The organism is Zavarzinia sp. (assembly GCF_041650655.1).
Classification (GTDB): domain Bacteria; phylum Pseudomonadota; class Alphaproteobacteria; order Zavarziniales; family Zavarziniaceae; genus Zavarzinia.
Window position 1 is genome coordinate 47533 of record NZ_JBAZKR010000004.1, and the last position, 25553, is coordinate 73085.

Consider the following 25553-nt stretch of genomic DNA (forward strand, 5'->3'; position numbering starts at 1 on the left):
CCCCTCCTATTGCCCGGGCCAATAGGTCGCCAGGGCGGCCTTGGCGTCGGCGTCACCCTGGGCCGCCAGGGCGTCGAGCCGCTTCTTCAGGGCGGCGAGCGCCGGCCCCGCCTCGGCCGAGCCCGCGGCTTCCGCCTTGCGGTAGAATTTCGCCGCCTGGGCCGGATTGGCCTTCGAGAAGGGCTGGCCCGCGATGAAGGTGGCGGGATCGTAGAGCCGGGCGATCTCCATCATCGCCGCGACGCTGCCCGCTCCGCCGCGTTTTCGAGCAGCAGCAACATGCCCTGGTAATCGCCCCGGGCGCGGAACTTCTGCGCCCAGTCGAAAATCTCCTGGGCGCTGCCGGCGGCGCGCACGATCGCCTGGATCGATTGGTCCTCGGGCGGCGGCGGGGACAATGGCGGCGGGTTGCCGGGCGACGGCAGCTCGCCGACCGGCGGCACCGCGGGCGGTGTTCCGGGGGGCTCCGGCAATGCAGGGGGCAGGCTCGGCGTCTCGGGCAGGGCGGCGACCGGCGGCACGGTCCCCGCCACCTCCTCGTGCGGCCGGTTGGCATAGGCCGCAGCACCGATCGCCAGCGACAGCAGGCACCACAGTGCCGGCCCGAGCCAGCCGAGGTTCATCGCCTTCGGCTTGTCGATCACATCGACCATGCGCTCCGGCCGGACCGCCTCCTCTTCCTTCGGCGGTTCGGGCGGTGGCGGAGGCGGCGGCAAGGGCACGAAGACGGTCGGTTCCTCGTCCGGCACGGGTGCCGGCGGCGGCGCCTGTGGGGGCGGCGGTGGGGGCGGCACGGGGCGCTGGGCGACCCGGCGAAACTGGGTGCGGCCGCCGTAATGGGGCGTGATCGGCGGCCAGGCCACGGTGGCGCTGCCCGGAACGCCATTCACCTCGATCGAGACGTGATCGTCCGAGGTCAGGAATTCGGTGACGTCGGGACCGAGGTAGAGATGCAGGGCGCCGTCCCGGATCTCATAGCGTTCCGCGGTCAGCCGGGCATCGGGCACGCGCCAGCCTTCGGGCGACAGATTGGCCGCCTCGTAGCCGAGCCGGCGGATCGCCAGCGTGCCGTCGCCCCGGTATTGCTCGACGCCCTGCACGACGACGATGGCATGGCCGCCGTCGACCTGGGCCTTGTCCTCGACGATGCGGATGACCGGCATCTCGCCTCCTCAGTCCAGCGCCTGGATAAGGCCGCCCAGGCGGGCATTGGCCTCGACGTCCACCGCCTCGCCATCCTTGAAGGAGACATTGTCGTCGGTGAAGGCGAAGAAGCCGGTGATCCAGTCGACATAGAAGGCTTGGTCGTAAGCCGCCGGTTCTTCCGCCAGCTTCGGGTAAGGCCCGGCGGGCGGCGGCGGCGTGAAGATCGCCTTGCCGCTGGACCGGTTGACCGGCCGCGCCGCCAGCGGCTGGCGATCGTAACCCAGCCGGTTCACATAGGAATTGATCGCCGTCTCGGCGACCGCGACGGGCTTGGCCGCCGCCTCGCCCATCTTGGCGCGGTAGGAGGCGATGCGCCGCACGTCGGCCGCGATCCGCTCCGCGAGATCGAGGCGGCGGGCACCGATGCCGAGTTCTTCCGCCAGGGTCGCGGCCGATTGCGCGTCGAGGCCGAGGCCGTCGCGCAAGGGGCCGTTGTCGGCGAGCGCGTGGATCTGTTCCATCCAATGTTCCAGGGCGGCATCGGCGAAACGTTCCGCCTGGTCGCGGGCGCGCTGGGGCAGCGGTGCCGGTGCCTCCGCAACCGGGCCGTCGCCGAACAGCGCATCCATCATCGATTTGGCGTCCGGCCGCCGGCCCAGCGCGGTGCCACCGTCGTCGACCGCTTCCTTCTCGCCCGGGTCGTTCGCCTCGACCCGGTAGAACAGGTCGACCAGGGCTTCCGGCCGGACGTGGAGGGCACGCAGCAGGACGCCGAACTTCTGGTCGCCCGCGCAGGCGACCAGCCGCCGCCCGCAAGCCCTGGCCGCCGCGCGGCGCTTCTCGAGCTCGATCGAGAGATCGCCCGAGACATAGTAACGCGCCAGGCGCTCCGCCATGGCGCGGCGAAGCGACCTGAGCTGTTCCTCGATCTGGCGCCGCTTGATCGCCGGGTTGCAGACGGGATCGAGCGAGGCGGCGAGATAGGAAATGCCGCCGTCGTTCAGGCGGAAGGCTTCGTCCCACGCCTTCTCGGCATCGCGGAAATGGCCGCGAACGGCATCATTGGCCAGGTAATCCGCCTTGGCATTGGCGATCCGCACCGCTTCTGAAGCGCGGATGCCCACCTCGTTGCCCTCGGCGTCGTAATCCAGGATGTGCTTGGCGACGAAATTGGGGTTGCGCAGCCAATAGGTATTGTCGAAGGCGTTGCCCGGGGTCCAGGCCTTCGGCCAATCATGCGCCTTGCCGAAGAAGTCGAGCAGCGAGGCATTCAGGCGGATCGTCCAGCGTCCTTCGGTCGAGGCGGCCTGACCCGCCTTCTCCTCGAATTCCTGGTCGAATTTGGTCAGCACGAGGAAGAGCGCGTTCTCCTGGCGCTGGCGTTCCTCCGGCGTGGCGCCGTGGGTCGCGTCGATCCAGTCCTTCACCATGGCGGGCAGCGTGCGCACCTCCTGGTTGGAGGGGCCGATGCAGAGCAGCATGGCGGTCAGCTCCCGCTCGGCGCAGTACCGCTCGAACAGATAGGCGACCTTGCCGCGGAGATAGACAGAGCGGAGCGCGCCCACTTGCCGGATGAAACCGCGCGGGTCCGGGAAATTCTCGCGGCTGCGCGCACCCGGGAAGTCCAGGAGATCGGTGTGATCGAAGAAGGGCCAGGGCTGGTCGCGCATGACGATGGTCAGTTCCGCGATCAGGGCGGTCACCTCGGCCCGGGCCAGATCGGCCTTGCGGCCCTCGCGCGTCACCAGGGTCAGGGTCTCACCGGCCCCCTCCTTGCCGAGGTCGCCCAGGGTGCGCACGTCGATGATCGAGGTTTCGCGCGGCACCAGCGCCTCGATGCCGACCCAGGCCTCGCCCGCATGGCCGAGCTTTTCGAGCCCCTGGGCAAGGCGGAGGTAGAGCCTGGTCAGTTCGGGAATGAAATTCCAGATCGCGGCGAACAGCTCGGCCCGATCGACCAGCGACAGGCGCGGGGCGAGATCGGCCGCGCGCGCCCAGAAGCTCGCCGAAAGCGCCCGGATGCCGGCCTGCGGCTTGAAATATTTCTCGAAATATTCCTGCAGGTCGAAGACGTCGTCGGCCGTCAGCGGGTCGGCCGCGGTGCTGGACGCGCGAGGTTCCAGGCGGGCGAAGAGTTCGCCCAACTGCTGCGGCGCCGGTGGTTCCTCGTCTTCGAGGTTGAAGTCCGAGTAATAGGCATTGCCGATGATCTTCACGACATCGGTCTGCGACAGCAGGCGAAGCGCCACCGGCTTGCCCGCCGGCCCCGCCTGGCGGCGCATGGTGAAGCGGGTGACGACGCCGGTCGCCTCCTGCCCGCCTTCGGGATTGAGTTCGGCGACGAAATCGAGCGTGCGGTCTTCGAACACCGCCATCAGGCGGTCGGTGCCCTTCCGCGCCAAGGCCGAGATCAGATAGGACTTGCCGGCCTGGCTCGGCCCGAAGACCGAGACGCACATGGGCCGGACCGCGGCCGCCGCGAGCTTGCGGGCGCCCGTCGCGTAACGCCGGAAATCCCGGCGCAGCGCCGCCTCGTCCTGTTTGAGCTTGCCCGGATGGGCCTGGAACCAGTCGAGCGCGCCGCCCGCCACTTCCGCCGTGCGGGCGGCGAGCGCCTTCAGCTTCTCGTTCTCGGCCTGCTGATCGCTGCTCATGTCCCGTCTCACATTACGTTCAGCACGCCGGTGTCGCGCCAATAGCCTTGCGCCGATTTCAGCGTCTGCAGGCGAAGTGCGACCTGGCCGCGGCGCGGATTGCCTTCCGCATCCTCGACCTCGGTGATGCGGAATTCTTCCCAGCGTTCCAGATGGTCGACATCGACCTCGGCCCGCTCCAGCGTCACCTTGAGCGGCAGTGCCAGGCCAGCGGCGCCGCCGGTACCGGCGAATTCCAGGAAATAGAGCGGCGTCGCCGGCCAGCGTTCGAGGTCGAGCTGGCGGAAACCGATGAAGACCGGGGCGTAGAAATCGAGCACGAATGTCTCGCCCCCGCCCTCGCCCGTCTTCTTGTCGAGGGTCGGATCGGACAGGAAGACGTTGCGGCGCCGGATCTGGCCGGAAATCTCCATCTCGCCGAAGAAGCGCGCGGTCGACTTCATGGTGAGCTTGGAGGTCCGCATCAGGAAGGCTTCGAGATGGCCTTCCGCCAGGCCGCACAGCATGGCGCCCACGGCGGCCGCGGTCTTCGGGTCCTCGATCCGGGCATTCACGTCGCGGAAAGGATACCAGCTCCCGACCGCATACTGATGCATGGGCACCACCCGGTCCGGCATCACGGGAAGCTTGGCCAGCATCACCTTGATCACGGCCGGCAGGCGCGACGGCCGGCCGGAGAGCAGGAGGACGTCGCAGTCATAGGCGTGGATCACTTCGGCGAGGTCGGCCAGAGTCTGGCCGATGACGCCGAGCGCGGTCGCCTCGATCGCGGCGAGGTCGATCTCCACCGGCACGGCGGCGAGGTCGAAGCCGGTCGCGCCGTAATCCCCCGCTTCCCGTGCGAAGAAGGCGAGCACACGGGCCGACGGTGGCAGGCCGCGATCCCAGACCTGGTCGAGCCGGCGCGTCTCCACGCCCACTTGGGGCCCCGCCCCGCCCTGCTCGTAGGCATGGAGCAGCGAGAGCCCGGCGGGCTCCAGCACCTGGGCGACGAACTGCCGGCGCAGGTGGCGTTCCAACTCGGTCTCCGAACCGCGATTGCCGGAGAACAGCTTCTTCAGCAGGGCGGAAGGATCGGCGATACCGGCAGCGGCCAGGCCGGCGCCGATCGCCGGCAGGACGTGACGCTCGATCACCGCGGCCAAGATGTCGTCACCGGCGAGCTTGAAGCCTTCGCGGAAATTCTGGTTCGGATTGATCGCCCGTTGGCCCTCGACCGTATAGGTCGTGACGATCAGGTCCGTGGTGCCGCCGCCGATGTCGATCGAGGCGATGCGCAAGGCGGCTTCCGCCCCGTAACCTTCACCGTCGCGGATCTTGCCCTTCAAGGCGAAGAAGGCGCCGTAGTCGCCGCGGAACTTCTGCGTGATCTCGGTATAGAGATAGACGAGTTGGGTCCCCGAAGCCTCGTCGAGATTGAGCACCACGGCCGGTTCCGGCGGCAGCCTGCCATCGGCCGCGGCCTGGGCCATCAGGTCCCACACCAGCTTGACCGCGGCTTCCGCCCTCCGGCGCATGATCCGCTGCTCCGCGACCGGCATGGCCGGCGGCATGGTCAGCACGATCCGGCGCAGCCGGCGCGGCACGTCGCCGTGGCGCCGGGCCAGGCGGATTTCCGGCGCGTTGATCATGGCCAGCGCCTGGAACAGGATTTCCGCCAGCATCAGGCTGTAGATCGCCGAACGGGAGAATTTGGCCCTGACCGCCGGCTGGCCCCGGCCGTCATGCAATTGGCGCAGCACCTCGCCCTCTTCGGTCATCAAGCCCATGATCGGGCCGGAGACCGGCGGTTCGGTGGTGACGCCGTCGGGGCCGAGGCCGTTGAAACGCCAGCCCTGGGCCAGCGCCCTGGTATCCCAGAGGTAACGCTTGGGGCTGGACAGGCCGGTCGCCCCCTCGTTGCCCAGGGCATCGCCGGCGAGCCGCATGGCTTCCGGCCCGATCCTGACCGGGCTCGGCCACCAGAAGGCATTGGCCCGGCCCGATCGGCGCGAGGCCGCCTCCTTGCCGAAGCTCGCCCGGGCGAATTCGACCCGGCTCTCGAACGGCTTGCCGTAGGCCTGCTCGGGATGGCCCAGGTCCCGCAGCTCGAGGACATAGGAATCGTTCAGGTCCATGCGGTCGTCGGCATGGGATTCCATCAGGATGCCGCAGGTCCTGGAATTTCCGATGTCGAGCACCAGGTCGACCTCGACCGGAATATGGCGCCCCGCTTCGGACAGCGTGTCGATCAGGCGGACTCGGGGCAGGATCTCGGCTGCGTCGATCAGGGCGAGCAAGGTCAGATAGCGCGCCCAATGCTCGCAGGCATGGGGGAAATCCTCGTCGCGCAGCGGGCGGTTCGGGCGCTGGGCCTGCTTGAACTCGCGGAAATTCTCGTCGAGCCACTGGTCGACCCAGGCTTCCTCCATGAACCAGGCATTCTTGTCGTCCTCGGCGACCAGGGCGAATTCCTGCTGCTCCGTGGCGTCGGTCGGGCTCGGCATGACATAGGGCCGGCCAGGCAGGCGGTTGCCCAGCGCCGTATCGAAGGCGAGCGTCGCACGGTGGCTGAAACCGTCGCGGTCCCGTTCGGCGAGTTCGACGACGCGGAGCCGCGCCCAATTGCTCGGCCCCTGGTCGAAGATGTCGGCCCCGTCACCCGCCTTGGCCTTGACCTTGAGATAGGGCAGCGGCACCCAGCGGCCGAGGAAGGGTTCCAGGCCCTTTCGCCCGTTCAGTTCATAGACGTCGTCCGACGGGGCGAGCTGGCCGGTGCGCGGGTCGACCAGGCCACCCCTGGTCTCGTCGAATTGCAGGCCGCGCAGCACGACCTGCTGCTGGCCCTCGGCGGTCACCGTATTGGCCACCGGCTCTTCCCAGAAGGCGCGGGTGACCTTGGGCAGGGCATCGATGTCGAAGCCGAAATCGAGGAACTGGAGCCCGCTGCTCGGCACCAGACTCACCAGGCGGCGGAACGTAGTCAGGCGTTTCAGCATCTTCTCGCAACCATCGGACCCTGCGGCCCACCCCTTGTAGCACGGTACATCACGGCACGTTGAAGACGTGAACGATCTTCGTGTCGTTCCGGTTGCGCGCCTGGTCGACCGTGCCTTCGAAGACTTCGTCCGGATGGCCCTCGCGGCGCAGCGTGATGCGGTAGTGCGAGCGGGAAATGCCGCGCGCCTTCGGCAGTTGCACCTCGATCCGGTATTGGCCCGGTGGCGGATCGTCGACCCAGACGATGTTCTCGACCGGGTCCATGATCACCCGGTCGTCGTAGCGGTTGTGGTCGATGTCCAGCTCGCCGCCGCAGGCACTCACATGATCCCAATAGATGCGCTGGCCGTTCGGGCAGACGACATGGACGTCGACATCGTTCGGATCGTCCCAGGCCAGGATCACCTGCATCTTGCCGCGCTGGCCGCCGTCGCGCTGCACACGGCGATCGTCCTCGTTCACCGACGGCGGCGGCGGTGGTGGTGGCGGCGGCGACACGGGTGGCGGCGGTGGCGGCGGCGGTGGCGGCGGCGGTGGCGGTGGTGGTGGAGGGGGCGGCGGCGGGGGCGGAGGAGGCCGGCAGGCCAGGCGCTTTTCGGCGATGCGGCGCTCCAGGTCGGCCAGCTCGCGGCGCAGGATCGCTTCCTGGGCGCTGGCTTCGTCGCGCTCCTGGATCAGGGCAATCTCGTTCGGATTGATGCCGCAGACCGGCTCCGGAATGGCGAAGAGCGCCAGGATGCGCGGCCAGAACCACCAGGCGAGCCCGGCCAGCAGCAGAAGAAGGGCGAAGAGGATGGCGAGCCACCAGGGAAAGCGCCGGGGCGGCGGCGCCATGGCGACCACGGTGGCCGGCGGCGGCGGCAGTTCGGGCGGCGGCGGGGGTGGGATCACGCCCCGGCGGAAGCGGGTCAGCACGCCCCGTGCAGCCCCCTCCCCCTGCATGACATTACCCCAGGCAGTCAAGACCGGCCGGCCGTCGAGCACATAGACATGGTCGAGCGACGGAATCTCGAGGGCCGAGAGCAGCATCTGGCCCATCAGCCGCTCCGCCCCGTCGCGCGAGGCGGAGAGGGCTTCGCCCCGCGTCCGGATTTCGCCCGAGAGCAGGCCGATCCGGTCTTCCAGCGGGCGGCGTTCGGCCTCCGGCAGTTCGGTCAGGCGGCGCGGGCTGCCGCTGCCTTCGGCATACCAGTCGATCTGGCCGCGGGCGGGGTCGAAATTCGGCTCGGCCAGCAGGGCGGCATGGTCGGGCGTGAGGTTGCGGCGCAGATATTGCGCGATCTGGTCATAGGCCAGGGTCACCGGCTGGCCGCCGGTGCCGAGGGCATGGACCTCGGTCGACCGTGTCGTGGTGACGAGTTGGCTGGTCATGGCGATGCGTTACTGGCCGCTCGACGGACCGGCCGGATTGGCCGGTCGCGCGGGAGCCGGCGCAGCCGGAGCTGGCGCGGCGGGGGCCGGAGTCGCGGGGGCCGGAGTCGCGGGGGCCGGAGTCGCGGGGGCCGCGGCGCCGCCCTGGCCGGGCGGGGTCTGCGGGGCTTGACCGGGCGGCGTCGCCGGGGCGTTGGCAGGCACGCATTTGCCGGTCAGCTCATGGAAGCCGATGCCCTGTCCTTTGAGGAATTCGACCAGTTTGCTGGCCGAGAGGGCGTAGTTGACCCGCACCGCCTGCGAAGCTTCGACCCGGAGGAAAGTGTTCACGCCGACCACGCGGCCGCAGCGGTCCACGAGCGGACCGCCCGAATTGCCGGGCGATATGCCGGCGGTATGGACCACCACCGGAACCCCGCCCTGGAGTTCCTGGATGACCGAAACCTCGCCGCTGGTGACCGCCATTTCCGGCACGGCCGAGGCGTCGCCCTGTTCCATCAGGCGCTGAAAGGCCTGGTCGCCCTCGATCACGATGCCGGGGAAGCCGGCGGCGACGACATGGTCCAACTTGGCGACCGTGGTGGTCAGCGAGAGCGGCTGGATGGTCGTGGGCGCGCCGTCGACCCTGAGCAGGGCGAAATCGACCTCGCCCGGACTGGTCGCATTGGTGGAGGCGACGACGGTCGCCCTGTGCGCCCCGCCTAAAGGCTTCGAGGTGGCAAAGACTTGCCCGGCGGCACCGGCGACGACATGGGCGTTGGTCACCACGAGGCCTGGCGCCACGAAGAAGCCGGAGCCCATCTCGACCCCGTCGTTGGTCGGCGCCAGGACCAGGACGACGGCACCGTCGATCAGGTCGAGCAAGGTCCCTTCGAAGGCTTGGCCACCTTCCGGCGTCGGCGTGGCCTGGGCGGGTGGCGCCTGGGTCTCGGGCAGCGGCGGCAGGCCGGAGAAAGGATCCTCCATGGTGCAGACATTGCCCTGAAGCGCCTTTTTGGCCTCGTCGATCCGCTTCTGCAGGGCGTCGTTGGTCTGGCGCTGGGCCTCGATCGCCTGCCGGGTCTGGGCCTCGTCGATCAGGCTGGCACGGCCCTCGAGGCCATTCAGCTTGTCGGCCAGCAAGGCCCAGCCGAGCCAGAAGCCGAGCGCCAGGAAGACCAGGGCGACGCCGACGCCCGCCGGCACCAGCCACCAGCGCGACGCCCGGGCGGGCGGCGGAACGGCGGGTTCGGAATTGCTGGGCGTTGACATGGACGATGACCCCGGCTGGGCGCGGGCAGCAGTCGGGACGAGCGGCTTCCACCCTCGTCCCGACCGTCCCCCGACGATGCTTCAGGCAAGCACTTTCGCCATGGACGCTAACAAACCGGCCCCGCCGTGCCAATGTCGTGGATCACACTCGGCAAACTGCCTGTCGAAGCGCCCTCCGCTCGGCGGCAGCGGCCGTCGCCCCGGGGCGTGAGCGCCCCGCATCACTTGCGGCTGTCCAGAATCGTGTCCACAGCGGCGATCTCTGCCGGGCCGAGGGTCATGCCGAAATCGGCCGCCAGTCGCGCCGCAGCGGCAGCCAAGGCGGCATCGCGCGCCACCGGATCGGTCAGCCCCAGGGCGGCCGTGCGGGCGGTGTCATAGGATGCGATCTTGCCGACCGCCGAATCGGGGGCGGCATGGGCGAGCGCAGTCGGCGAAGCATGGGCGGCGTTCAGCGCCCCGAGGTCGTCCGGATGGGCATAGGTCTCGGCCGCGTCGGCCAATGCCCTGCCGCGGGTCGAATGCTCGAGACCGTTCACCGCTGCTTGCTCGGCCGTACTGCGGCCGTGGGCCGAGGCATCGCCAGCGCCCTTGCCGGCAGCCGCGCCGTGGTCGCCGGCATTGCCGTGATCGCCCGCGTTGCCACCGCCGTTGCCGCCACCATTGCCACCACCGCCACCGCCACCGCCACCGCCGCCACCGCCGCCATTACCCTTGGCCAGGGCGGCATCGAGGGCGACGGGGGCCGCCGCGAGGGCTGCCCCGCCGAGAAGCAGGGCCAGGAAGGCCGCTTTCGGAATCTGCGTGAATCGATCGGACATGGTCCCGTCTCCGCAATTGCCGCCCCACCCAGATCTGAAACCCGGCCGCAGTCTGGCGGTTCCGGCCGCACCCTTCCCAGCCCCTGCCCTTCTCTCTATGATCCGGCCATGTCTATCGAAGCCCCCCTCGACTGCGGCCAAGCCGTCGTCCGACCCGAATGGATCGACTACAACGGCCACATGAATGTCGGCTATTACACGCTGGCCTTCGACCAGGCGCTGGACCGCGCCTTCGACCGCTTCGACTGCGGCAAAGCCTATGTCGAGCGGACGAATCACTCCTTCTTCGTGCTGCAGACCAATGTCCGCTATCTCCAGGAAGTGACCCAGGGTGATCCCCTGGCTTTTTCCTTCCTGCTGATCGACCGCGACCCCAAGCGCCTGCATTACTTCATGGAGATGCGCCACGGCGAGTCGGGCTTCCTGGCCGCGACCTCGGAACAGGTGGCCCTCCACGTCGATCTCGACCGCCGCCGCTCCGCCCCCATGCCGGAGGCGCATCAAGCCCTGTTCGCCGAGATGCTGGCAGCCCATGCCCTGCTGCCCCGGCCGGAAGGCCTCGGCCAGTCGATCGGCCTGAAGCGATGAGCATCGATCCCTTCGACCCCGCCGGCTGGGATGACGACGGGCCGGCGGTGCCCGCCCCTTCGGCCCCGGCCGCCCAGCCCTTCTATCTCGACGGCCTCAATCCCGAGCAGCGCGCCGCGGTCGAGGCGACCGACGGCCCCGTGCTGGTGCTGGCTGGTGCCGGCACCGGCAAGACCCGCGTGCTGACCACCCGGATCGCCCATCTCCTGCACCAGAACAAGGCTTGGCCCGGCCAGATCCTGGCCGTGACCTTCACCAACAAGGCCGCGCGCGAGATGCAGCAGCGCGTCGCCGCCCTGATCGGCGGCGTGGCCGAGGGGATGAGCTGGCTCGGCACCTTCCATTCGATCGCGGCGCGCATCCTGCGCCGCCACGCCGAACTCGTCGGCCTGCAGCCCAATTTCACCATCCTGGACGCCGACGACCAGATCCGCCTGATGAAGCAGATCCTGGCGGCCGAGGGGATGGACGAGAAGCGCTTCCCGGCACGCAGCCTGGCCACCCTGATCGACCGCTGGAAGAACCGCGCCCTGACGCCCGACCGCCTCGGCTCGGAAGACGCCCATTCCTTCGCTGACGGCAAGGGCAAGCAGCTCTACGCCGCCTATCAGGAGCGGCTGAAGACCCTGAACGCCGCCGATTTCGGCGACCTCCTGCTCCACGTCATCACCATCTTCCAGAACCATGCGGACGTGCTGGAGGATTGGCAGCGGCGCTTCAAATATATCCTGGTCGACGAATATCAGGACACCAACGTCGCCCAATATCTGTGGCTCCGCCTGCTCGCCCGGAAGTGGCGCAATCTCTGCTGCGTCGGCGACGACGACCAGTCGATCTACGGCTGGCGCGGCGCCGAGGTCGGCAACATCCTGCGCTTCGAGCAGGATTTCCCGGGCGCCACGGTGATCCGCCTCGAACGCAACTACCGCTCCACCGGCCACATATTGGCCGCCGCCTCCGGCCTGATCGCGGCCAACGAAGGCCGCCTCGGTAAGACCCTGTGGACCGAGGACGAGATGGGCGAGAAGGTCCGCGTCGTCGGCTATTGGGACGGCGAGGAGGAGGCCCGCGCTACCGCCGACCTGATCGAAGGAATGCGCGGCCGCGGCCGGCGCCTTTCCGAGATGGCGATCCTGGTGCGCGCCGGTCATCAGACCCGCGCCTTCGAAGAGCGCTTCGTGGCGACCGGCCTGCCCTACCGCGTGATCGGCGGCCCGCGCTTCTACGAGCGCCAGGAAATCCGCGATGCCATGGCCTATTTCCGGGTCGTGATGCAGCCGGACGACGATCTCGCCTTCGAGCGGATCGTCAACGTGCCCAAACGGGGCCTGGGCGACACCACGGTCCAGCAATTGCACGTGATGGCCAGGGCGCGCGGCATCTCGCTCCATCACGCTGCCTCGCTGATCGTCGAGACCGACGAGCTGAAGCCCAAGGCGCGCGCCACATTGCGCGACCTGATCGGCAATTTCGCCCGCTGGCGCGCCGCCGCCCGCGACCTGCCCCACACCGAACTGGCCGAGACGGTGCTGGACGAATCGGGTTACACGGCGATGTGGCAGGCGGACAAATCGGCCGAGGCGCCGGGCCGGCTCGACAACCTGAAGGAACTGGTCGACGCCATGGCGGGCTTCGAGTCGCTCTCCGCCTTCCTCGACCATGTCGCCCTGGTGATGGAGATCGAACGGGGCGACGCCGACCAGGACATGGTCACCCTGATGACGCTGCACGGCGCCAAGGGCCTGGAATTCCCCGTCGTCTTCCTGCCCGGCTGGGAGGAAGGCCTGTTCCCCTCGCAGCGGAGCCTCGACGAGAACGGCCTCTCCGGCCTCGAAGAGGAACGCCGCCTCGCCTATGTCGGGCTGACAAGGGCGCGCGAGACGGCGATCGTCTCCCATGCCGCCAACCGCCGCATCTACAACCAGTGGCAGAGCGCCATTCCGTCCCGCTTCATCGACGAATTGCCGCGCGATCACGTGCAGATCGAGGCACAACCGGGCCTCTGGGGCGGCTCGGCGCCGGAAAAGCCCTTCGGCACGGCACTCCGCGAAGATACTTTCGGCACCCGGGGCCTGAGCCCCGGTTTCCAGCGGGCCGCGGCGCGGACCATCGACCTGCCCGTCGAGCGCATGGTGGCGACCGACAACACGGGCGACGATTTCGTCACCGGCGAGCGCGTCTTCCACCAGAAATTCGGCCACGGCCGGATCACCAGGATCGACGGCAACAAGCTAGACATCACTTTCGACAAGGCCGGCGCCAAAAAGGTGATCGCCGCCTTCGTCACCAAGGCGTGAGGACTCCATGAACCCCGGTGCCGGGCTGATCGAAGCCCATCTGACGCTGCCGCCCGAAGCGGTCGGCGCCTTCGAGCTGATGCTCTCCGACCTCGTGGTGGCACTCACCACCATGACCAAGGACGACGGTGCCACCTGGACCCTCGAAGCCCTGCTCGGCCCCGACGGCGACCGCGAGGAACTGGCGGATGCCCTGGTCCAGGCGGCCGAGATCGCCGGGATCGAACTGCCCGAAATCGAATGGCGCGTGCTGCCCGACGTCGACTGGGTGTCGGAGACGCAGAAGATCCTGAGCCCGCTCGCCATCGGCCGCTTCTGGATCCATGGGCCGGACGCGCCGGAAATGCCGCCGGTCGCGGCGATTCCGCTCGAAATCGAGGCCGGCCTCGCCTTCGGCACCGGGCGCCATGCCACCACGGCCGGCTGCGTGCTCGCCCTGGAACGCCTGGCGAAACGGCGCCGTTTCGCCAAGGTGATCGACGTCGGCTGCGGCTCCGGCATCCTCGCCATGGTGGCGGAGAAACTGTGGCATCCGCCCGTGCTGTGGGCCAGCGACGTCGACCCCGTGGCGGTCGAGACGGCGCGCAGGAATGCCGCCGACAATGGCATCTGGAATGCTGCCCGTTATACGGTGGCGGACGGCGTGCGCGAGCGGAAGATCCAGGCGACCGCACCCTTCGACCTGATCATCGCCAATATCCTGGCCCGGCCGCTCATGCTGCTGGCCGATCAGCTCTCGGACATTCTGGCGGGGAACGGACGGGTCGTGCTGTCGGGCCTGCTGGTCGGCCAGGAGCAGATGGTACTGACCGCGTTCAGGACGCGCGGCCTCTTCCTCGAAGACAGGATCCGGAAAGACGGCTGGGCGACCCTGGTGCTCGCTCCCTGAGGGGCGGACCGGGATCGCCCAGCACGGCGTCTCGTCACAATGTTCGGCGCACCGACGGGTGCACCGGATGCCTCAAGCAGCGCTCTTCCGCGCGGCGTTTTCATTCGCCGCGGTAGCCGGAGTCGCCTTTGCCGTCGCCGGCACTTTGGCATCCCGCCGAATACGTCCGGCGACGACGCCATCGATCAGACCGCGTTCCAGCCCGATATCGGACAGCATACGGTCGTCAAGAGCGGACAATTCGGCACGGAGGCGCTGACGCGCCCAGAAGCCGGACAGCGCCTGCATCAGCATTTTTGGACCCTTGGCAACAAACATCAGGATCTCCCAAACGAAGATGCCCAGCCCCACCAGCGGCAGAACGCGCGCCGTCACCAGCGCAGGCCCCGTGATGAAACTCTCGGCACTACCGAAACCGTACCCAACATGCGAGCGGGACGCCTTGGTCGGAAAGTAAGCCATGGTGCTTCTCCCTTGGTTGGCGTTACCGTCGATACCTATATACGCGGTGCAGCGAAGCCCGGTCAGGGGGGCGCAGACAGCGGAGATATGCGTCCAGCGCATTGGAAACAAAGTATCGTCCCACTAAATGCATAGCTTCTTGGCACGACACATCGCGCAGGCCCGAAAGAGGTGAAAAAATGAGCACATCGGAGCCGGCTCTGCAGGCCCTCTTCGATCCGGTCGATCTCGCCGCCCTGGGCGATTCGGACGAAATCACGGGCCGCCTGGCTGCTGCAGCGGCCGGTATGGCGGAACGACCGGCCGATCTGGCCGCCGTGGTGGCCCCCGGTGCCGGCCCCGAAGCGGCGCAGGCGATCGCCCGCCTGGTCGGCGCCGCCCGACCCCGCCTGCTCGCCCCGATCGCCGAAGGCCGGGCCGCCAGCGCCGACCGCCGGGCCGCGCTTCGCACCGAAATGGCGCGCCGCGGCCTGACCGGTTTCCTGGTCCCCCTGGCGGACCAGCACCAGGGCGAATACATCCCGCCGTCGGCCCAGCGCCTGGCCTGGCTGACCGGCTTCAGCGGCTCGGCCGGGCTCGCCGTGGTGCTGGCCGACCGGGCCGCGATCTTCGTCGACGGGCGCTATACGCTCCAGGTGCGCGACCAGGTCGACACCGCCCTCTTCGCGCCCCGGCACCTGATCGAGGAGCCGCCGGCCGACTGGCTGGCCGCGGCCCTGAAGCCGGGCGACGTGCTGGGCTTCGACCCGTGGCTCCACACCAAGGCCGGCATCGCCGCGATCGAACGCGCGGCGGCGGCGGCGGGCGCCGAACTGGTCGCGGTCGAAGACAATCCCGTCGATGCGATCTGGAACGGCCGGCCCCCCGCCCCTCTCTCGCCCATGATCGTGCAGGACCTGGCACTGGCCGGCGAAGCGCATGAGGACAAGATCGCCCGCCTCGCCCGCGCGCTGGCCGCCGACAGGCTCGACGCCGCCGTGATCAGCGCGCCGGACGGCCTCGCCTGGCTCCTCAACGTGCGCGGCATGGACGTGCCGAACAATCCCTTGAGCCTTGGCTTCGCCGTGCTGGAAGCAGCCGATGGCGGCCACGTCCGCCTCTTCGTCGATCCCGCCAAGGTGACCCCAGCGGCTCGCCACCACCTGGGCAACCGGGTCACGGTCGCGGCACCGGAAGACCTGGGGCCGGCGCTCGATGCCCTCGGCGCCGCCGGGGCGCGGGTCCGGATCGATCAGGCGACCGGCGCGGTCTGGCTCTCCAGCCGGATCGAGGCGGCGGGCGGCACCCCCCTGCCCGGACTCGACCCCTGCGCCCTGCCGCGCGCGATCAAGAACCCGGTCGAAGTCGCCGGCAGCCGGGCCGCCCATGTGCGCGACGGTGCCGCCATCGCCGTCTTCCTGCGCCAGCTCGACGACTCGCTCGCTGCCGGCGAGACCCTGGACGAACTCGACGTGGTAGAGCGTCTGGCCCACGCCCGGGCGCGCCACGCCCTGTTTCGCGGTCCGAGCTTCGATACCATCGCGGGTGCCGGGCCGAACGGCGCCATCGTCCACTACCGCGCCACCCCGGCGACCGCCCGCCGCCTCGATCCCGGCAGCCTGCTGCTGCTCGATTCGGGTGCGCAATATCCGGACGGCACCACGGATGTTACCCGGACGCTGGCCCTGGGCAGCCCGAGCCCGGAGCACCGCAATCGTTACACCCTGGTCCTGAAAGGTCACCTCGCCCTGGGCGCCGCGCGGTTTCCGGCCGGCACCTCGGGCTCGCAGCTCGATATCCTGGCGCGCAGCCCGCTGTGGCAGGCGGGGCTCGACTATGACCATGGCACCGGCCATGGCGTCGGCAGTTTCCTCTGCGTTCACGAAGGGCCGCAGCGGATCTCCAAGATGCCGAACACGGTGGCGCTGCAGCCCGGCATGATCGTCTCGAACGAGCCCGGCTACTACAAGACCGGGGCCTACGGCATCCGGATAGAGACCTTGATCGTGGTCACGCGGTTGCCCGATCCGCCGGGGGCGGAGCGCGAGATGCTGGGCTTCGAGACCCTGACCCTGGTGCCCTACGACCGCCGCCTGATCGAGACCGCCCTGCTGACCCCGGCCGAGATCGCCCAGGTCGACGCCTATCACGCCCGTGTGATGTCCGCGGTCTCGCCCCTGGTCGATGCCCGGACAAGGGCCTGGCTGGCCGCGGCGACCGCCCCGCTGAGCTGACGCCCGCCTCAATTTCGCCACGACCTCGCCCGACCGCCGCCCGATCGCCGCGCCATCTTCCCGGCGCGGCGGAAGGGGGCCGCGATCATGCAGAACACCGCAGTGCCGACGCCCGAGCTTCGCCGGATCGCCGATGGCATCTATCTGCACACCTCTTTCGACCATGACGCCAGGGGTGCCCTGATCGCCTCCAACGGTCTGGTCGTGGTCGGGCTGAACGCCGCCCTGCTGATCGACACCGCCTGGACCGCGGCCGATACCGAACGCCTGCTCGGCACGGTCGACCGCCTGACCACTGGCGCCCCCCTCGGCTTCTACGGCAGCGAAGCCGAGACGGACCGCCTGGGCGGGCTCGACGCCCTGCACGCCCGCCACCTGCCGAGCCTCGCCCACGAGACCACCGTGGCCGCCGCCCTGTCGCGCGGCCTGCCGGTGCCGGCGACCGGCTGGGCCGGCGAAGCGCTGTCCTTCGACGTCGGCGGCCGCCAGCTCGAGGTCTTCCACCCGGGCGCCGCCCGCACCCGCGGCAATACCGTCGTCTATATCGAGGATTCGGGCCTGCTCTTTGGTGGCGCCATGGTCCTGCCGGCGGCCGAGGCCGCGCGCGATTCGGCGGCGCCGCGGCGCCATGCCCTGCGCTCGGTGATCGCCCGCTTCGGCCGGCCCCGCATCGTGGTGCCCGGCCGCGGCGCCATCGGCGACGGCGGCCTGCTGGCCGTCAACGCCCGGGCGGCCTGACGGAAGCCTCGTTCACCGCGTCCGGTGCGGCCGCGGCGCCAAGCCGAAGGGCACGCCCGGCGCGTGCTTGCCGTTCCGGATCGTGAAACTGGTCTTCACGCTGGCGACATTGGGCGCCGGCGTCAGTTCGCGGGTCAGGAAGCCCTGGAATTCGGCCAGGTCGCGGGCCACGATCTTCAGGATGAAGTCGATTTCGCCGTTCAGCATCCAGCATTCGCGGACCAGCGGCATGGCCCGCACCCGCTCCTCGAAGGCGACGAGATCCGATTCGGCCTGGGAGGCCAGGCCGACCATGGCGAAGACCGTGACCTCGAAGCCCAGCGCCTCGGCATCCACCTCGGCGTGGTAGCCTTTGATATAGCCGGATTCCTCGAGCGCCCGGACCCGGCGAAGGCAGGGTGGCGCCGAAATCCCGACTTGGCGGGCCAGGTCGACATTGGTCATCCGGCCGTCGGTCTGCAGGTGGTCCAGGATCTGCAGGTCGATCTCGTCAAGCTTTACCTTGGTCATGCGCTCCCCCTTCGGCGGCGCATTATCGTGCCCGGCCGGGCAATACGAAAGAAAATTTCACGTTTGCCCGCAACGAGCGCGGCAAAGGCCGACTCCGGGCTGAATAAGCGGCAGAATCAGTCGCCGTCAAGTTGCACTGCAAAAGCCTCGCGCCGCCTCTTGGCGGGCCATGCTCGCAGCGCATAACATGGAGCTGATGGGAACCCTATATGGGCGATTCTCGCCGCGTGTCGTTGCGCCAGATCATGCGCCCGGCACGACCAGAACAGGGAGCAGTGAGCCATGTCCGAGCGTCGTCACGCGAGGGTCCTCGTCATCGGGTCCGGTCCCGCCGGCTGTACCGCGGCGATCTATGCCGCGCGCGCCTGCCTCGATCCGGTGATGGTGCGCGGCCTGACCCCGGGCGGCCAGTTGACCATCACGACCGAGGTCGAGAATTTCCCCGGCTTCGCCGATGCGATCCAGGGGCCCTGGCTGATGGAGCAAATGGAGGCCCAGGCCCGCCATGTCGGCACCACCATCATCGACGACGTGATCACGGCGGTCGACCTCTCCCGCCGGCCCTTCACCCTGACCGGCGATTCCGGCACGATCTACACGGCCGACACGCTGATCATCGCGACCGGCGCCAGCGCCAAATGGCTGGGCCTCGAATCGGAGAAGCGCTTCCAGGGCTTCGGCGTCTCGGCCTGCGCCACCTGCGACGGTTTCTTCTACCGCGGCAAACAGGTCGTCGTCGTCGGCGGCGGCAATTCCGCGGTCGAGGAAGCGCTCTATCTGACCAATCACGCCGCCCATGTCACCCTGGTGCACCGCCGGGGCGAGCTGCGCGCCGACAAGACCAACCAGCGCCGTCTGCTCGCCCATCCCAAGGTCTCGGTGATCTGGCACAGCGCGGTCGAGGAAGTGCTGGGCACCGACGATCCGCCGGGCGTCACCGCCGTGCGCCTGCGCAACCTCGAAACCGGGGCGGTGAGCGAACTCGCGACCGACGGCCTCTTCGTCGCCATCGGCCACAGCCCGGCGACCGAGCTGTTCAAGGGCCAGCTGCCGATGGACGACCAGGGTTACCTGCTGACCGCACCGGATTCGACGGCGACGTCGATCCCCGGCGTGTTCGCCGCGGGCGACGTCAAGGATCACGTCTTCCGCCAGGCGGTGACCGCCGCCGGCATGGGCTGCATGGCCGCCCTGGAAGCGGAGCGGTTCCTGGGTCAGAACGACAACGAACAAGCGGCAGCAGCCGAGTGACGACGGCCTTGCGTGCGCATATGGGGGGCGCGCGATGATGGATTGGGACAAACTGCGAATCTTCCACGCCGTCGCCGAGGCGGGAAGCTTCACCCATGCGGGCGAGGTGCTGAACCTCTCCCAGTCTGCGGTCAGCCGGCAGATCAGCGCGCTCGAGGAAAGCCTCAAGGTTTCGCTGTTCCATCGCCATGCCCGCGGCCTGATCCTGACCGAGCAGGGCGAACTTCTGTTCCGCACCGCGCATGACGTCTTCGCCAAGCTGGCGATGGCGGAGGCCATGCTGGCCGACACCAAGGACAAGCCGCGCGGCGAACTCCGGGTCACCACCACGGTCAGCTTCGGCATGCTGTGGCTGACACCGCGCATCAAGGAATTCTCGGATCTCTATCCCGACATCCGGGTCCATCTGATCCTGGACGACGACGAGCTCGACCTCGGCATGCGCGAGGCGGATATCGCCATCCGCTTCCGCGCCCCGGTGCAGGCCGACCTGGTGCAGCGCCGCCTGGTGCAGGTGACCAACCACCTCTATGCCGCGCCCGCCTATCTGAAGCGTTTCGGCGCGCCGAAGACGGTCGACGACCTGGACGAACACGCCATCCTCGCCTATGGCGCCTCGGTGCCGCAGCCGCTGGCCGACGTGAACTGGCTGCTCGCCAAATCGTCCGATCCGACGAGGCCGCGCAAGCCGGTGTTCACGGTGAACAACATCTACGCCCTCATGCTCGCGGTCGAATCCGGCCTCGGCATCGCCGCCCTGCCCGACTATGTGGCCCGCGGCAATCCGAAGCTGACCCAGATCCTGCCGGAGAGCGGCGGCCCCACCTTCGACACCTATTTCGTCTATCCGGAAGAGCTGCGCGACACCAAGCGGATCGCGGTATTCCGCGACTTCATGCTCCGCAAAGTCGCGGAGTGGGGCTTCTGACGCACTGCGATTTCGCACTGCAACAAACGAACATCCCTGTCAGGTCGTTGATCTGGCAGGGATTTTTATTGGTCGCGAGTTCCATGCATTTTTTGCAGCGGCCCGCGCTCGCAATCGCAATGGTGGATCTGGCGGCGCGGCAGTAAATATTTCTTCGACGCCGCTGCTTGCAGCGGCCTTGGATGCCGGACCACTCTCCTCCCCCGGTCCTGCATCCGGTCAGGCGGTTTGCCCCCCATTCCTCCTGACCACCTTCACGATCTTTGGACGTGAAGCCTCCCTGTATGACTTGCCGGGCCTTCGTGGCCCGGCTTTTTTTTGCTCATTTCACGGCCTCGACGGCGGCACCGACCAGATGGGCGACCGCGTCCATGTCGTCGCGTTCGGTGAAGGCCATGCCTAAGCGGACGACGACCAGCCGGGCCGAGGGCACGACGATCGCATATTGGCCCTGGTTGCCGCGCGCCATGAAGGCATCGGGCGGCATGCCGCCGGCGATCCGGATGGCGGCCCCCCGCCCCGTACCCCGATTGGTCCAAAAGCCGGCGCCATAGCCGTAATTTTCGCTCCCCGAGGTCGGCCGCGCGCTGAACGCGACCCAGCCTTCGGGCAGCAGCCGCTCGCCCGCCACGACACCGTCGTCGAGATAGAGTTCGGCGAAACGCGCCCAGTCCCGGGCCGTCGCCCACATGTGGGAACAGCCGACGGGCGTACCCGTACCATCGAATTCCAGGACCGGATGCTCCAGTCCCAGCTTGTCGAACAGTTCCCGCTCGGCAAAGCGCAGCACCGCAGCGGCATCGCCGCCGACCGCGTCGCGGATCATGCGGGCGAGCAACATCGTATTGCCGTTGGAATAGGTCCAGGTCGTGCCCGGCGCCGCCGCGAGGGGGGCGGCAGCGGCCTCCGCCGCCATGTCGGGCGCGTCGAATTCCATCTGGGTCGAGGGATCGAAGGCGCTGGCCCAGTTGTGGCGCAGGGATTGGCCGAAATCGAGCCCACTGGTCATGCGCAACAGATGTTCGACGGTGATGCCGTGGCGCGGATCGGCCGGATCGGCGAAGGGCGATTGCACCAGGCTCAGCCGGCCCTGGCGGACCAGGATGCCGGCCAGGGCATTGGTCACCGACTTGGTCATGGACCAGCCGATCATGGGCGTCTCCACGCCGTAACCCGGGGCATAGCGCTCGGCGATCACTTTGCCGTCATGCAGAATCACCACCGCCTTGGTGGCGCGGTAAGGCGCCGCCTCCGTCTCGGCGAAAGCCATGTCCATGGCCTTGGCGAGGCCGGAATCGGACGGGGTGACCGGCTCCGGCCCCGCGATCGGTGATCTCGGGGCGGTGGTCGCCGGAATTTCGAGCGGGGCCATGTCTCCCCCATGGTCGATCTGACAGCCGATCGCGCCGCGATAGACCGCGCGGCTGACCACCAGCCCGGCCAGATCCGCCGTCACCGCCTGCGCCGCCCGGTCGACCCGATAGGTGATCAATCCGCCGAGCGGAGCGATCTGCGGCGCGATCCCGTCGCGGTAGAAGCCATCGGCATCGAGCCCGCCGACGAAGACGGCCGAGCAGAGCTGATGGCTGGCGAGATGGACCGGCACGGCGACGGCGCGGCCGAGGCTGTCGCAGCCGGCGACCACCCCCAGGACGGCGACAGCGAGGACGGAAAGAAGACGGCGGTTCATGACGATCTCCGGTTCGGGTGCCCCACCCTGGCCGGCCCCGGTGCCACGGTCTCGCCGAAGTCGAAAATCAGCCGCCCCGACGCCGCGCCGGCTGGCCGATTCTGGAATCGGCCAGGGCAACGCGGCGGAAATCGCTCGGCGTCATGCCCGTCTCGACCCGGAAGGCGCGGTTGAAGGGGCCGAGGGAGTTGAAGCCGGCATCGAGCGCCAGGGTCAGGATCGGTACCGCGGCCTGTTCGGGATCGGCCAGCGCCGCCTTCACCTCGCCCAAACGGTAGTGGTTCAGGAAGGCGGTGAAATTGCGGTAGCCGAGGCCCTGGTTGATCAGCCGGCGCATCCGGTATTCCGGCATTCCCCGGGCCTGGGCGAGCCGGCCGATGGTCAGCCCCTCCTGCCGGTAGAGGCGTTCGACCGTCATCGCCCGTTCCAGGGCGGCAACGGCCGCGGGATCGGCCGCAGGTGCCGGCGCCACGCCCGCCGGCGCTGCGACGGGGAACAGGCTGGCACCGTCAACCCGCAGCAGGGTGGCGGCGACCACGGCGGCGATCGCCAGGATCGCCCCGGTACCCAGCGGATCGCTCAGTGCCGGCCCGCCCGGCCCGATCAGCCCGGCGAGGCCGCTCGTCACCGTGTGCCCTGCCGCCGCCAGCACGACGAAAAGGCGGAGACGACGGCGGCGCTCGACGAGGTCGGCGCGCCAACTCGCCAAGGCCATGGCAGCGGCCGCCAGCGAAAAGCCGAGGGTCTGGAGTGCCAGGAGCCGTCGCAGCAGCTCCGCCGGGCCGAATCCGAAGCCATGGGCGAGGCCGAGCGCCACGACGAGCCCCCAGGCCGCCCCATGCCAGGGCCGGAAACGGAATTCCTCGTCGAAAAGTGCCCCGGCGAAGAGCCAGAAGACCAGGTTGTTGCCCGCCGCCAGGGCCAGCACCGGCGCGGCGAAGGGACCGAGCGCCTCGTGCACGCCCGGCGCCGAACAGACCAGCAAGGCCGCCACCCCGAGGGCGAAAGCCGCCCCCGCCCGGGCCGCAGTGACCCTGGCGAAATCCCGCATCAGGCGGAACGCCAGCAACAGGAGAAGAACGCCGGCGCCACCGCGGAACAGAAGGTCCAGGGCGCCGGCCACGGCGGCCTCAGCCCTTGTCGACGCGTCCGGCCACGGCCAGGATGGCCTGGGCCGCCCGGGTCGAGGGGGCCGGCCCACCGCGGCCGAGCGCGGTCATCACCCGGTGCATGGATGCGATCTGGTCCTGGCGGGCGCCGTCGTCGGTCAACAAGCGGTCGACTTCCGCCGCCAGGCGCTCCGGTGTGCAGGCGGACTGCAACAGTTCCGGCACCACGGCGCGGTCTTCCATGATGTTGATCAGGTTGACGAAGCGGACCTTGGTCATCAGACGGAAGACCAGCGCGCTCACCGGATTGGCGCGGTAGGCGACCACGGCCGGCGTCTCGGCGAGTGCCAGCTCGAGCGCGACGGTGCCGGAGGCCGCCAGGGCGGCGCGGGCGGCCGCCATGGCGGGCAGCTTGTCGGCCGCGTCTTCGAGCACGGTCGCCGGCACCGGCCAGGCGGCCACGGTCTGCTTCACCAGGGCGGCGACATTGGGCACGGTCGGCACCAACACGGCGAGATCGGGGAAACGCTGCGCCACAAGTCCCAGGGCGTCGCCGAACACGGGGCCGAGCCGGCGCACCTCGCTGCCCCGGCTGCCCGGCAGCACGACCAGGACCGGCCGCTCGGGCGCGATGCCGAGGCGCGCCCGCAGCCCCTGCCCCGCCGCCTGGAGCGCCGGCAGATCGGCCGCCCCCTCGACCACCGAATGGCCGACGAAGGTGGTGGCCAGGCCATGGACCTCGAAATAAGGCGGCTCGAAGGGGAAGAGCACCAGGAGATGGTTCAGGAAGCCGGCCACCATCTTGGCCCGCCGCGGCCGCCAGGCCCAGACCGTCGGCGCTACATAGTGGACATGGGGAATGCCGCGGCCCTTGATCTTCTTGCCCACCCGGAAGGCGAAGGCCGGCGCATCGACGGTCACCACGACGTCCGGCCGGGACTCGATGATGGCGGCCGCCACCTCGTTCACCCGGCGCAGCACATGGAGCGCCTTGGGCAGCACCTCCATGACGCCGAGCAGGGTCAATTCGGCCATGGGAAACTGGCTCGCCATGCCCTCGGCGCACATGAGGGGTCCGCCGACGCCGGAGAAACGGATGTTGCCGCCGGTCTCGCGCTTGAGCGCCGCCATCAGGCGCGCCCCCAGGGCATCGCCCGACGGTTCGCCAGCGATCACGAAGACGTTGAGCGGCCGTAGTCCCGGCAGATTGGTCATCGGGGAACCCCCACCACGAAAAGGCCGAGGGCATCGGCCTGGGCGATCACGGCCGCCCGGTCGATCAGCAAGGTCGCCCCCGCCGCCGCCGCGATCCCAGCGAGACCGGCCGCCGCGGCCCCCTCGACCGTGCGCACGCCGATGGTCGGCAGGTCGACGCGGCGTTCCTGCTGCGGCTTGGGCAGTTTCACCAGAAGCCCCTCGCGCCGGGTCCAGCCATGGCGGAGTTCGGCGCAGCGCGCCAACATGCGGTCGGTCCCCTCCGCCGCCTCGACGGCGAGCGGCAAGCCTTCGACGATGACCGCCCCCTGGCCGACATCCACCCGGCCCATGGCCTCGACCACCTCGATGCCGCGGGCGAGATCGCCGCGCAACGCGGCCGGCAGGCCATGGGCGCCCAGCGGTCCTTCAGGCAGCAGCAGTTCGTCGACCACCTGGTCCGCGCCGGTGACGCGAAAGCCCTCTTCTTCGAAAATGGTGACCAGGCAGCGCAGCAGCGCTTCGTCGCCCCGGCGCGCCGCCGCGACGATGCGGGGAATGACCCGGACGCCCTTCCAGTCGAGGCGGATACTGGAGAAATCGGGCCGGGCGACATTGCCGGCCATCACCACTTCGGCACAACCGGCGTCCCGCAGCAGGCCCAGCACCCGCCCGATTTCACCGACCGAGGCCCAGGCGTCGGCGATTCCGTCCTCCGGCCGTTCGACCGCCGCACCGCGCAGGCCGACGACGAAATACGCCCGTCGCTGCCGGCGGCAGGCGGCAACCAGCTTCACCGGCAGATCGCCGCCGCCGGCGACGATGCCGAGTTTCGGCTTGCCGCCGCCGGCGGCCTCAGGCGCCGCCACGATCGGCGCGCGGCAGGACGAAGGAGCGCGCGGAATCGGCCTGCATGAAGGCGACCACGTCCATCACCACGTCGCTGTCGGCGAATTCCTCGGCGCAGTCGGCGATACGCTCGGCCAGCGTGCCCTCGTCGGCGAAGAGCAGGCGATAGGCCCGGCGCAGCGAATGGATCTGCTCGCGGCTGAAGCCGCGGCGCTTCAATCCGATGATGTTGAGGCCGGCCAGGAAGGCGCGATTGCCCATGACCGAGCCATAGGGAATCACGTCCTGTTCCACGCCGGACATGCCGCCGATCATGGCGTGCGCCCCGATCCGGACGTTCTGGTGGACCGCCGAGAGCCCGCCGACATAGACGAAGTCGCCCAGCGTCACATGGCCGCCGAGCGTGCCGTTGTTGGCCATCACCACATTGTTGCCGACATGGCAGTCGTGACCGATATGGCTCGAAACCATCAGCAGGCAGTGGTTGCCGACCGAGGTGAGACCGCCGCCGCCCACCGTGCCCGGATGGATGGTGGCATGTTCGCGGATCATCGTGTGCTCGCCGATCACGATGCGCACGTCGTCCCCGATCGGGCGCAGCGTCTGCGGCGGG

The 25553-nt window shown here is 69.2% G+C and carries 21 protein-coding genes; 7 read left to right on the forward strand and 14 right to left on the reverse strand.

Going from position 1 to position 25553, the window contains the following annotated elements; all coding sequences use genetic code 11:
- Positions 1-6: 6 nt before the first annotated feature.
- The 7 genes from WC493_RS01715 to WC493_RS01745 all read right to left on the reverse strand — a co-directional run bounded on the left by WC493_RS01715 (position 7) and on the right by WC493_RS01745 (position 10222).
- The gene (locus tag WC493_RS01715) at positions 7-234 is read right to left on the reverse strand and encodes a hypothetical protein (protein WP_373061865.1); all 228 of its coding nucleotides are present in this window, start codon (positions 232-234) and stop codon (positions 7-9) included.
- Positions 231-1163, reverse strand: a complete 933-nt coding sequence (locus WC493_RS01720) for a hypothetical protein (protein ID WP_373061867.1) — start codon at positions 1161-1163, stop codon at positions 231-233. Before WC493_RS01720 ends, WC493_RS01715 begins: the two co-directional genes overlap by 4 nt.
- Before the next feature lie 9 nt (positions 1164-1172).
- Entirely contained in the window at positions 1173-3800 is a 2628-nt protein-coding gene (locus WC493_RS01725) for a virulence factor SrfC family protein (RefSeq protein ID WP_373061869.1), read from the reverse strand.
- A gap of 8 nt (positions 3801-3808) precedes the next feature.
- Entirely contained in the window at positions 3809-6778 is a 2970-nt protein-coding gene (locus WC493_RS01730) for a virulence factor SrfB (RefSeq protein ID WP_373061871.1), read from the reverse strand.
- 49 nt (positions 6779-6827) lie between these two features.
- Entirely contained in the window at positions 6828-8150 is a 1323-nt protein-coding gene (locus tag WC493_RS01735; protein WP_373061873.1) for a hypothetical protein, read from the reverse strand.
- A gap of 9 nt (positions 8151-8159) precedes the next feature.
- The gene (locus WC493_RS01740; protein ID WP_373061875.1) at positions 8160-9401 is read right to left on the reverse strand and encodes a serine protease; all 1242 of its coding nucleotides are present in this window, start codon (positions 9399-9401) and stop codon (positions 8160-8162) included.
- A gap of 221 nt (positions 9402-9622) precedes the next feature.
- Positions 9623-10222, reverse strand: coding sequence for a hypothetical protein (locus WC493_RS01745; protein ID WP_373061877.1), 600 nt, complete (start codon positions 10220-10222; stop codon positions 9623-9625).
- A gap of 108 nt (positions 10223-10330) precedes the next feature.
- Between WC493_RS01745 and WC493_RS01750 the strand changes: the two genes are divergently transcribed.
- Genes WC493_RS01750 through WC493_RS01760 form a run of 3 tightly spaced genes read left to right on the forward strand, consistent with a single transcriptional unit; the run spans position 10331 to position 13996 of the window.
- Complete coding sequence (locus WC493_RS01750; RefSeq protein ID WP_373061879.1) at positions 10331-10810, forward strand: thioesterase family protein; 480 nt, start codon at positions 10331-10333, stop codon at positions 10808-10810.
- Complete coding sequence (locus tag WC493_RS01755; protein ID WP_373061881.1) at positions 10807-13107, forward strand: ATP-dependent helicase; 2301 nt, start codon at positions 10807-10809, stop codon at positions 13105-13107. The genes WC493_RS01750 and WC493_RS01755 overlap by 4 nt, the downstream gene beginning before the upstream one ends.
- 7 nt (positions 13108-13114) lie before the next feature.
- Positions 13115-13996 carry a 50S ribosomal protein L11 methyltransferase gene (locus tag WC493_RS01760; protein ID WP_373061883.1) on the forward strand — a complete coding sequence of 294 codons (882 nt, stop codon included), beginning with the start codon at positions 13115-13117 and terminating at the stop codon, positions 13994-13996.
- 72 nt (positions 13997-14068) lie between these two features.
- On the opposite strand, the gene WC493_RS01765 is transcribed toward WC493_RS01760, so the two are convergent.
- The gene (locus WC493_RS01765; protein WP_373061885.1) at positions 14069-14458 is read right to left on the reverse strand and encodes a DUF1127 domain-containing protein; all 390 of its coding nucleotides are present in this window, start codon (positions 14456-14458) and stop codon (positions 14069-14071) included.
- Between the two features lie 179 nt (positions 14459-14637).
- On the opposite strand from WC493_RS01765, the gene WC493_RS01770 reads away from it, so the two are divergent.
- A complete protein-coding gene (locus WC493_RS01770) occupies positions 14638-16671 on the forward strand; it encodes a M24 family metallopeptidase (RefSeq protein ID WP_373061887.1) in 2034 nt (677 codons plus the stop codon).
- Positions 16672-16758: 87 nt separating this feature from the next.
- Positions 16759-17409, forward strand: a complete 651-nt coding sequence (locus WC493_RS01775; protein ID WP_373061889.1) for a hypothetical protein — start codon at positions 16759-16761, stop codon at positions 17407-17409.
- Positions 17410-17421: 12 nt separating this feature from the next.
- Here the strand turns inward: WC493_RS01775 and WC493_RS01780 are convergent, their stop codons facing one another.
- Positions 17422-17919, reverse strand: coding sequence for an Lrp/AsnC family transcriptional regulator (locus WC493_RS01780; RefSeq protein WP_373061891.1), 498 nt, complete (start codon positions 17917-17919; stop codon positions 17422-17424).
- A gap of 282 nt (positions 17920-18201) precedes the next feature.
- On the opposite strand from WC493_RS01780, the gene trxB reads away from it, so the two are divergent.
- Together trxB and WC493_RS01790 are read left to right on the forward strand one after the other, a co-directional pair.
- Positions 18202-19170, forward strand: coding sequence for a thioredoxin-disulfide reductase (gene trxB / locus WC493_RS01785; RefSeq protein ID WP_373061893.1), 969 nt, complete (start codon positions 18202-18204; stop codon positions 19168-19170).
- A 37-nt stretch (positions 19171-19207) separates the two neighbouring features.
- Positions 19208-20098, forward strand: a complete 891-nt coding sequence (locus WC493_RS01790) for a LysR family transcriptional regulator (protein WP_373061907.1) — start codon at positions 19208-19210, stop codon at positions 20096-20098.
- A 322-nt stretch (positions 20099-20420) separates the two neighbouring features.
- On the opposite strand, the gene WC493_RS01795 is transcribed toward WC493_RS01790, so the two are convergent.
- The 5 genes from WC493_RS01795 to lpxA form a co-directional block, all read right to left on the reverse strand.
- Entirely contained in the window at positions 20421-21788 is a 1368-nt protein-coding gene (locus tag WC493_RS01795; protein WP_373061895.1) for a serine hydrolase domain-containing protein, read from the reverse strand.
- 67 nt (positions 21789-21855) lie between these two features.
- A complete protein-coding gene (locus tag WC493_RS01800) occupies positions 21856-22911 on the reverse strand; it encodes a helix-turn-helix domain-containing protein (RefSeq protein WP_373061897.1) in 1056 nt (351 codons plus the stop codon).
- A gap of 7 nt (positions 22912-22918) precedes the next feature.
- The gene (lpxB, locus tag WC493_RS01805) at positions 22919-24112 is read right to left on the reverse strand and encodes a lipid-A-disaccharide synthase (protein WP_373061899.1); all 1194 of its coding nucleotides are present in this window, start codon (positions 24110-24112) and stop codon (positions 22919-22921) included.
- Positions 24109-24960 carry an LpxI family protein gene (locus tag WC493_RS01810; RefSeq protein WP_373061901.1) on the reverse strand — a complete coding sequence of 284 codons (852 nt, stop codon included), beginning with the start codon at positions 24958-24960 and terminating at the stop codon, positions 24109-24111. The genes lpxB and WC493_RS01810 overlap by 4 nt, the downstream gene beginning before the upstream one ends.
- A partial coding sequence (gene lpxA, locus WC493_RS01815) for an acyl-ACP--UDP-N-acetylglucosamine O-acyltransferase (RefSeq protein WP_373061903.1) occupies positions 24947-25553 on the reverse strand: 607 nt, incomplete at its 5' end. The genes lpxA and WC493_RS01810, both read right to left, overlap by 14 nt.

Excerpts from the sequence above, each read along its gene's own strand:
- WC493_RS01755 (WP_373061881.1), top strand. The coding sequence starts at position 10,807 with ATGAGCATCGATCCCTTCGACCCCGCCGGCTGGGATGACGACGGGCCG.
- WC493_RS01715 (WP_373061865.1), bottom strand. The coding sequence starts at position 234 with ATGATGGAGATCGCCCGGCTCTACGATCCCGCCACCTTCATCGCGGGC.
- trxB (WP_373061893.1), top strand. The coding sequence starts at position 18,202 with ATGTCCGAGCGTCGTCACGCGAGGGTCCTCGTCATCGGGTCCGGTCCC.
- WC493_RS01730 (WP_373061871.1), bottom strand. The coding sequence starts at position 6,778 with ATGCTGAAACGCCTGACTACGTTCCGCCGCCTGGTGAGTCTGGTGCCG.
- WC493_RS01725 (WP_373061869.1), bottom strand. The coding sequence starts at position 3,800 with ATGAGCAGCGATCAGCAGGCCGAGAACGAGAAGCTGAAGGCGCTCGCC.
- WC493_RS01745 (WP_373061877.1), bottom strand. The coding sequence starts at position 10,222 with ATGTCCGATCGATTCACGCAGATTCCGAAAGCGGCCTTCCTGGCCCTG.
- WC493_RS01780 (WP_373061891.1), bottom strand. The coding sequence starts at position 17,919 with ATGACCAAGGTAAAGCTTGACGAGATCGACCTGCAGATCCTGGACCAC.
- WC493_RS01770 (WP_373061887.1), top strand. The coding sequence starts at position 14,638 with ATGAGCACATCGGAGCCGGCTCTGCAGGCCCTCTTCGATCCGGTCGAT.
- lpxB (WP_373061899.1), bottom strand. The coding sequence starts at position 24,112 with ATGACCAATCTGCCGGGACTACGGCCGCTCAACGTCTTCGTGATCGCT.
- WC493_RS01795 (WP_373061895.1), bottom strand. The coding sequence starts at position 21,788 with ATGAACCGCCGTCTTCTTTCCGTCCTCGCTGTCGCCGTCCTGGGGGTG.
- WC493_RS01750 (WP_373061879.1), top strand. The coding sequence starts at position 10,331 with ATGTCTATCGAAGCCCCCCTCGACTGCGGCCAAGCCGTCGTCCGACCC.
- WC493_RS01775 (WP_373061889.1), top strand. The coding sequence starts at position 16,759 with ATGCAGAACACCGCAGTGCCGACGCCCGAGCTTCGCCGGATCGCCGAT.
- WC493_RS01790 (WP_373061907.1), top strand. The coding sequence starts at position 19,208 with ATGGATTGGGACAAACTGCGAATCTTCCACGCCGTCGCCGAGGCGGGA.
- WC493_RS01735 (WP_373061873.1), bottom strand. The coding sequence starts at position 8,150 with ATGACCAGCCAACTCGTCACCACGACACGGTCGACCGAGGTCCATGCC.
- WC493_RS01720 (WP_373061867.1), bottom strand. The coding sequence starts at position 1,163 with ATGCCGGTCATCCGCATCGTCGAGGACAAGGCCCAGGTCGACGGCGGC.
- WC493_RS01740 (WP_373061875.1), bottom strand. The coding sequence starts at position 9,401 with ATGTCAACGCCCAGCAATTCCGAACCCGCCGTTCCGCCGCCCGCCCGG.
- WC493_RS01760 (WP_373061883.1), top strand. The coding sequence starts at position 13,115 with ATGAACCCCGGTGCCGGGCTGATCGAAGCCCATCTGACGCTGCCGCCC.
- WC493_RS01765 (WP_373061885.1), bottom strand. The coding sequence starts at position 14,458 with ATGGCTTACTTTCCGACCAAGGCGTCCCGCTCGCATGTTGGGTACGGT.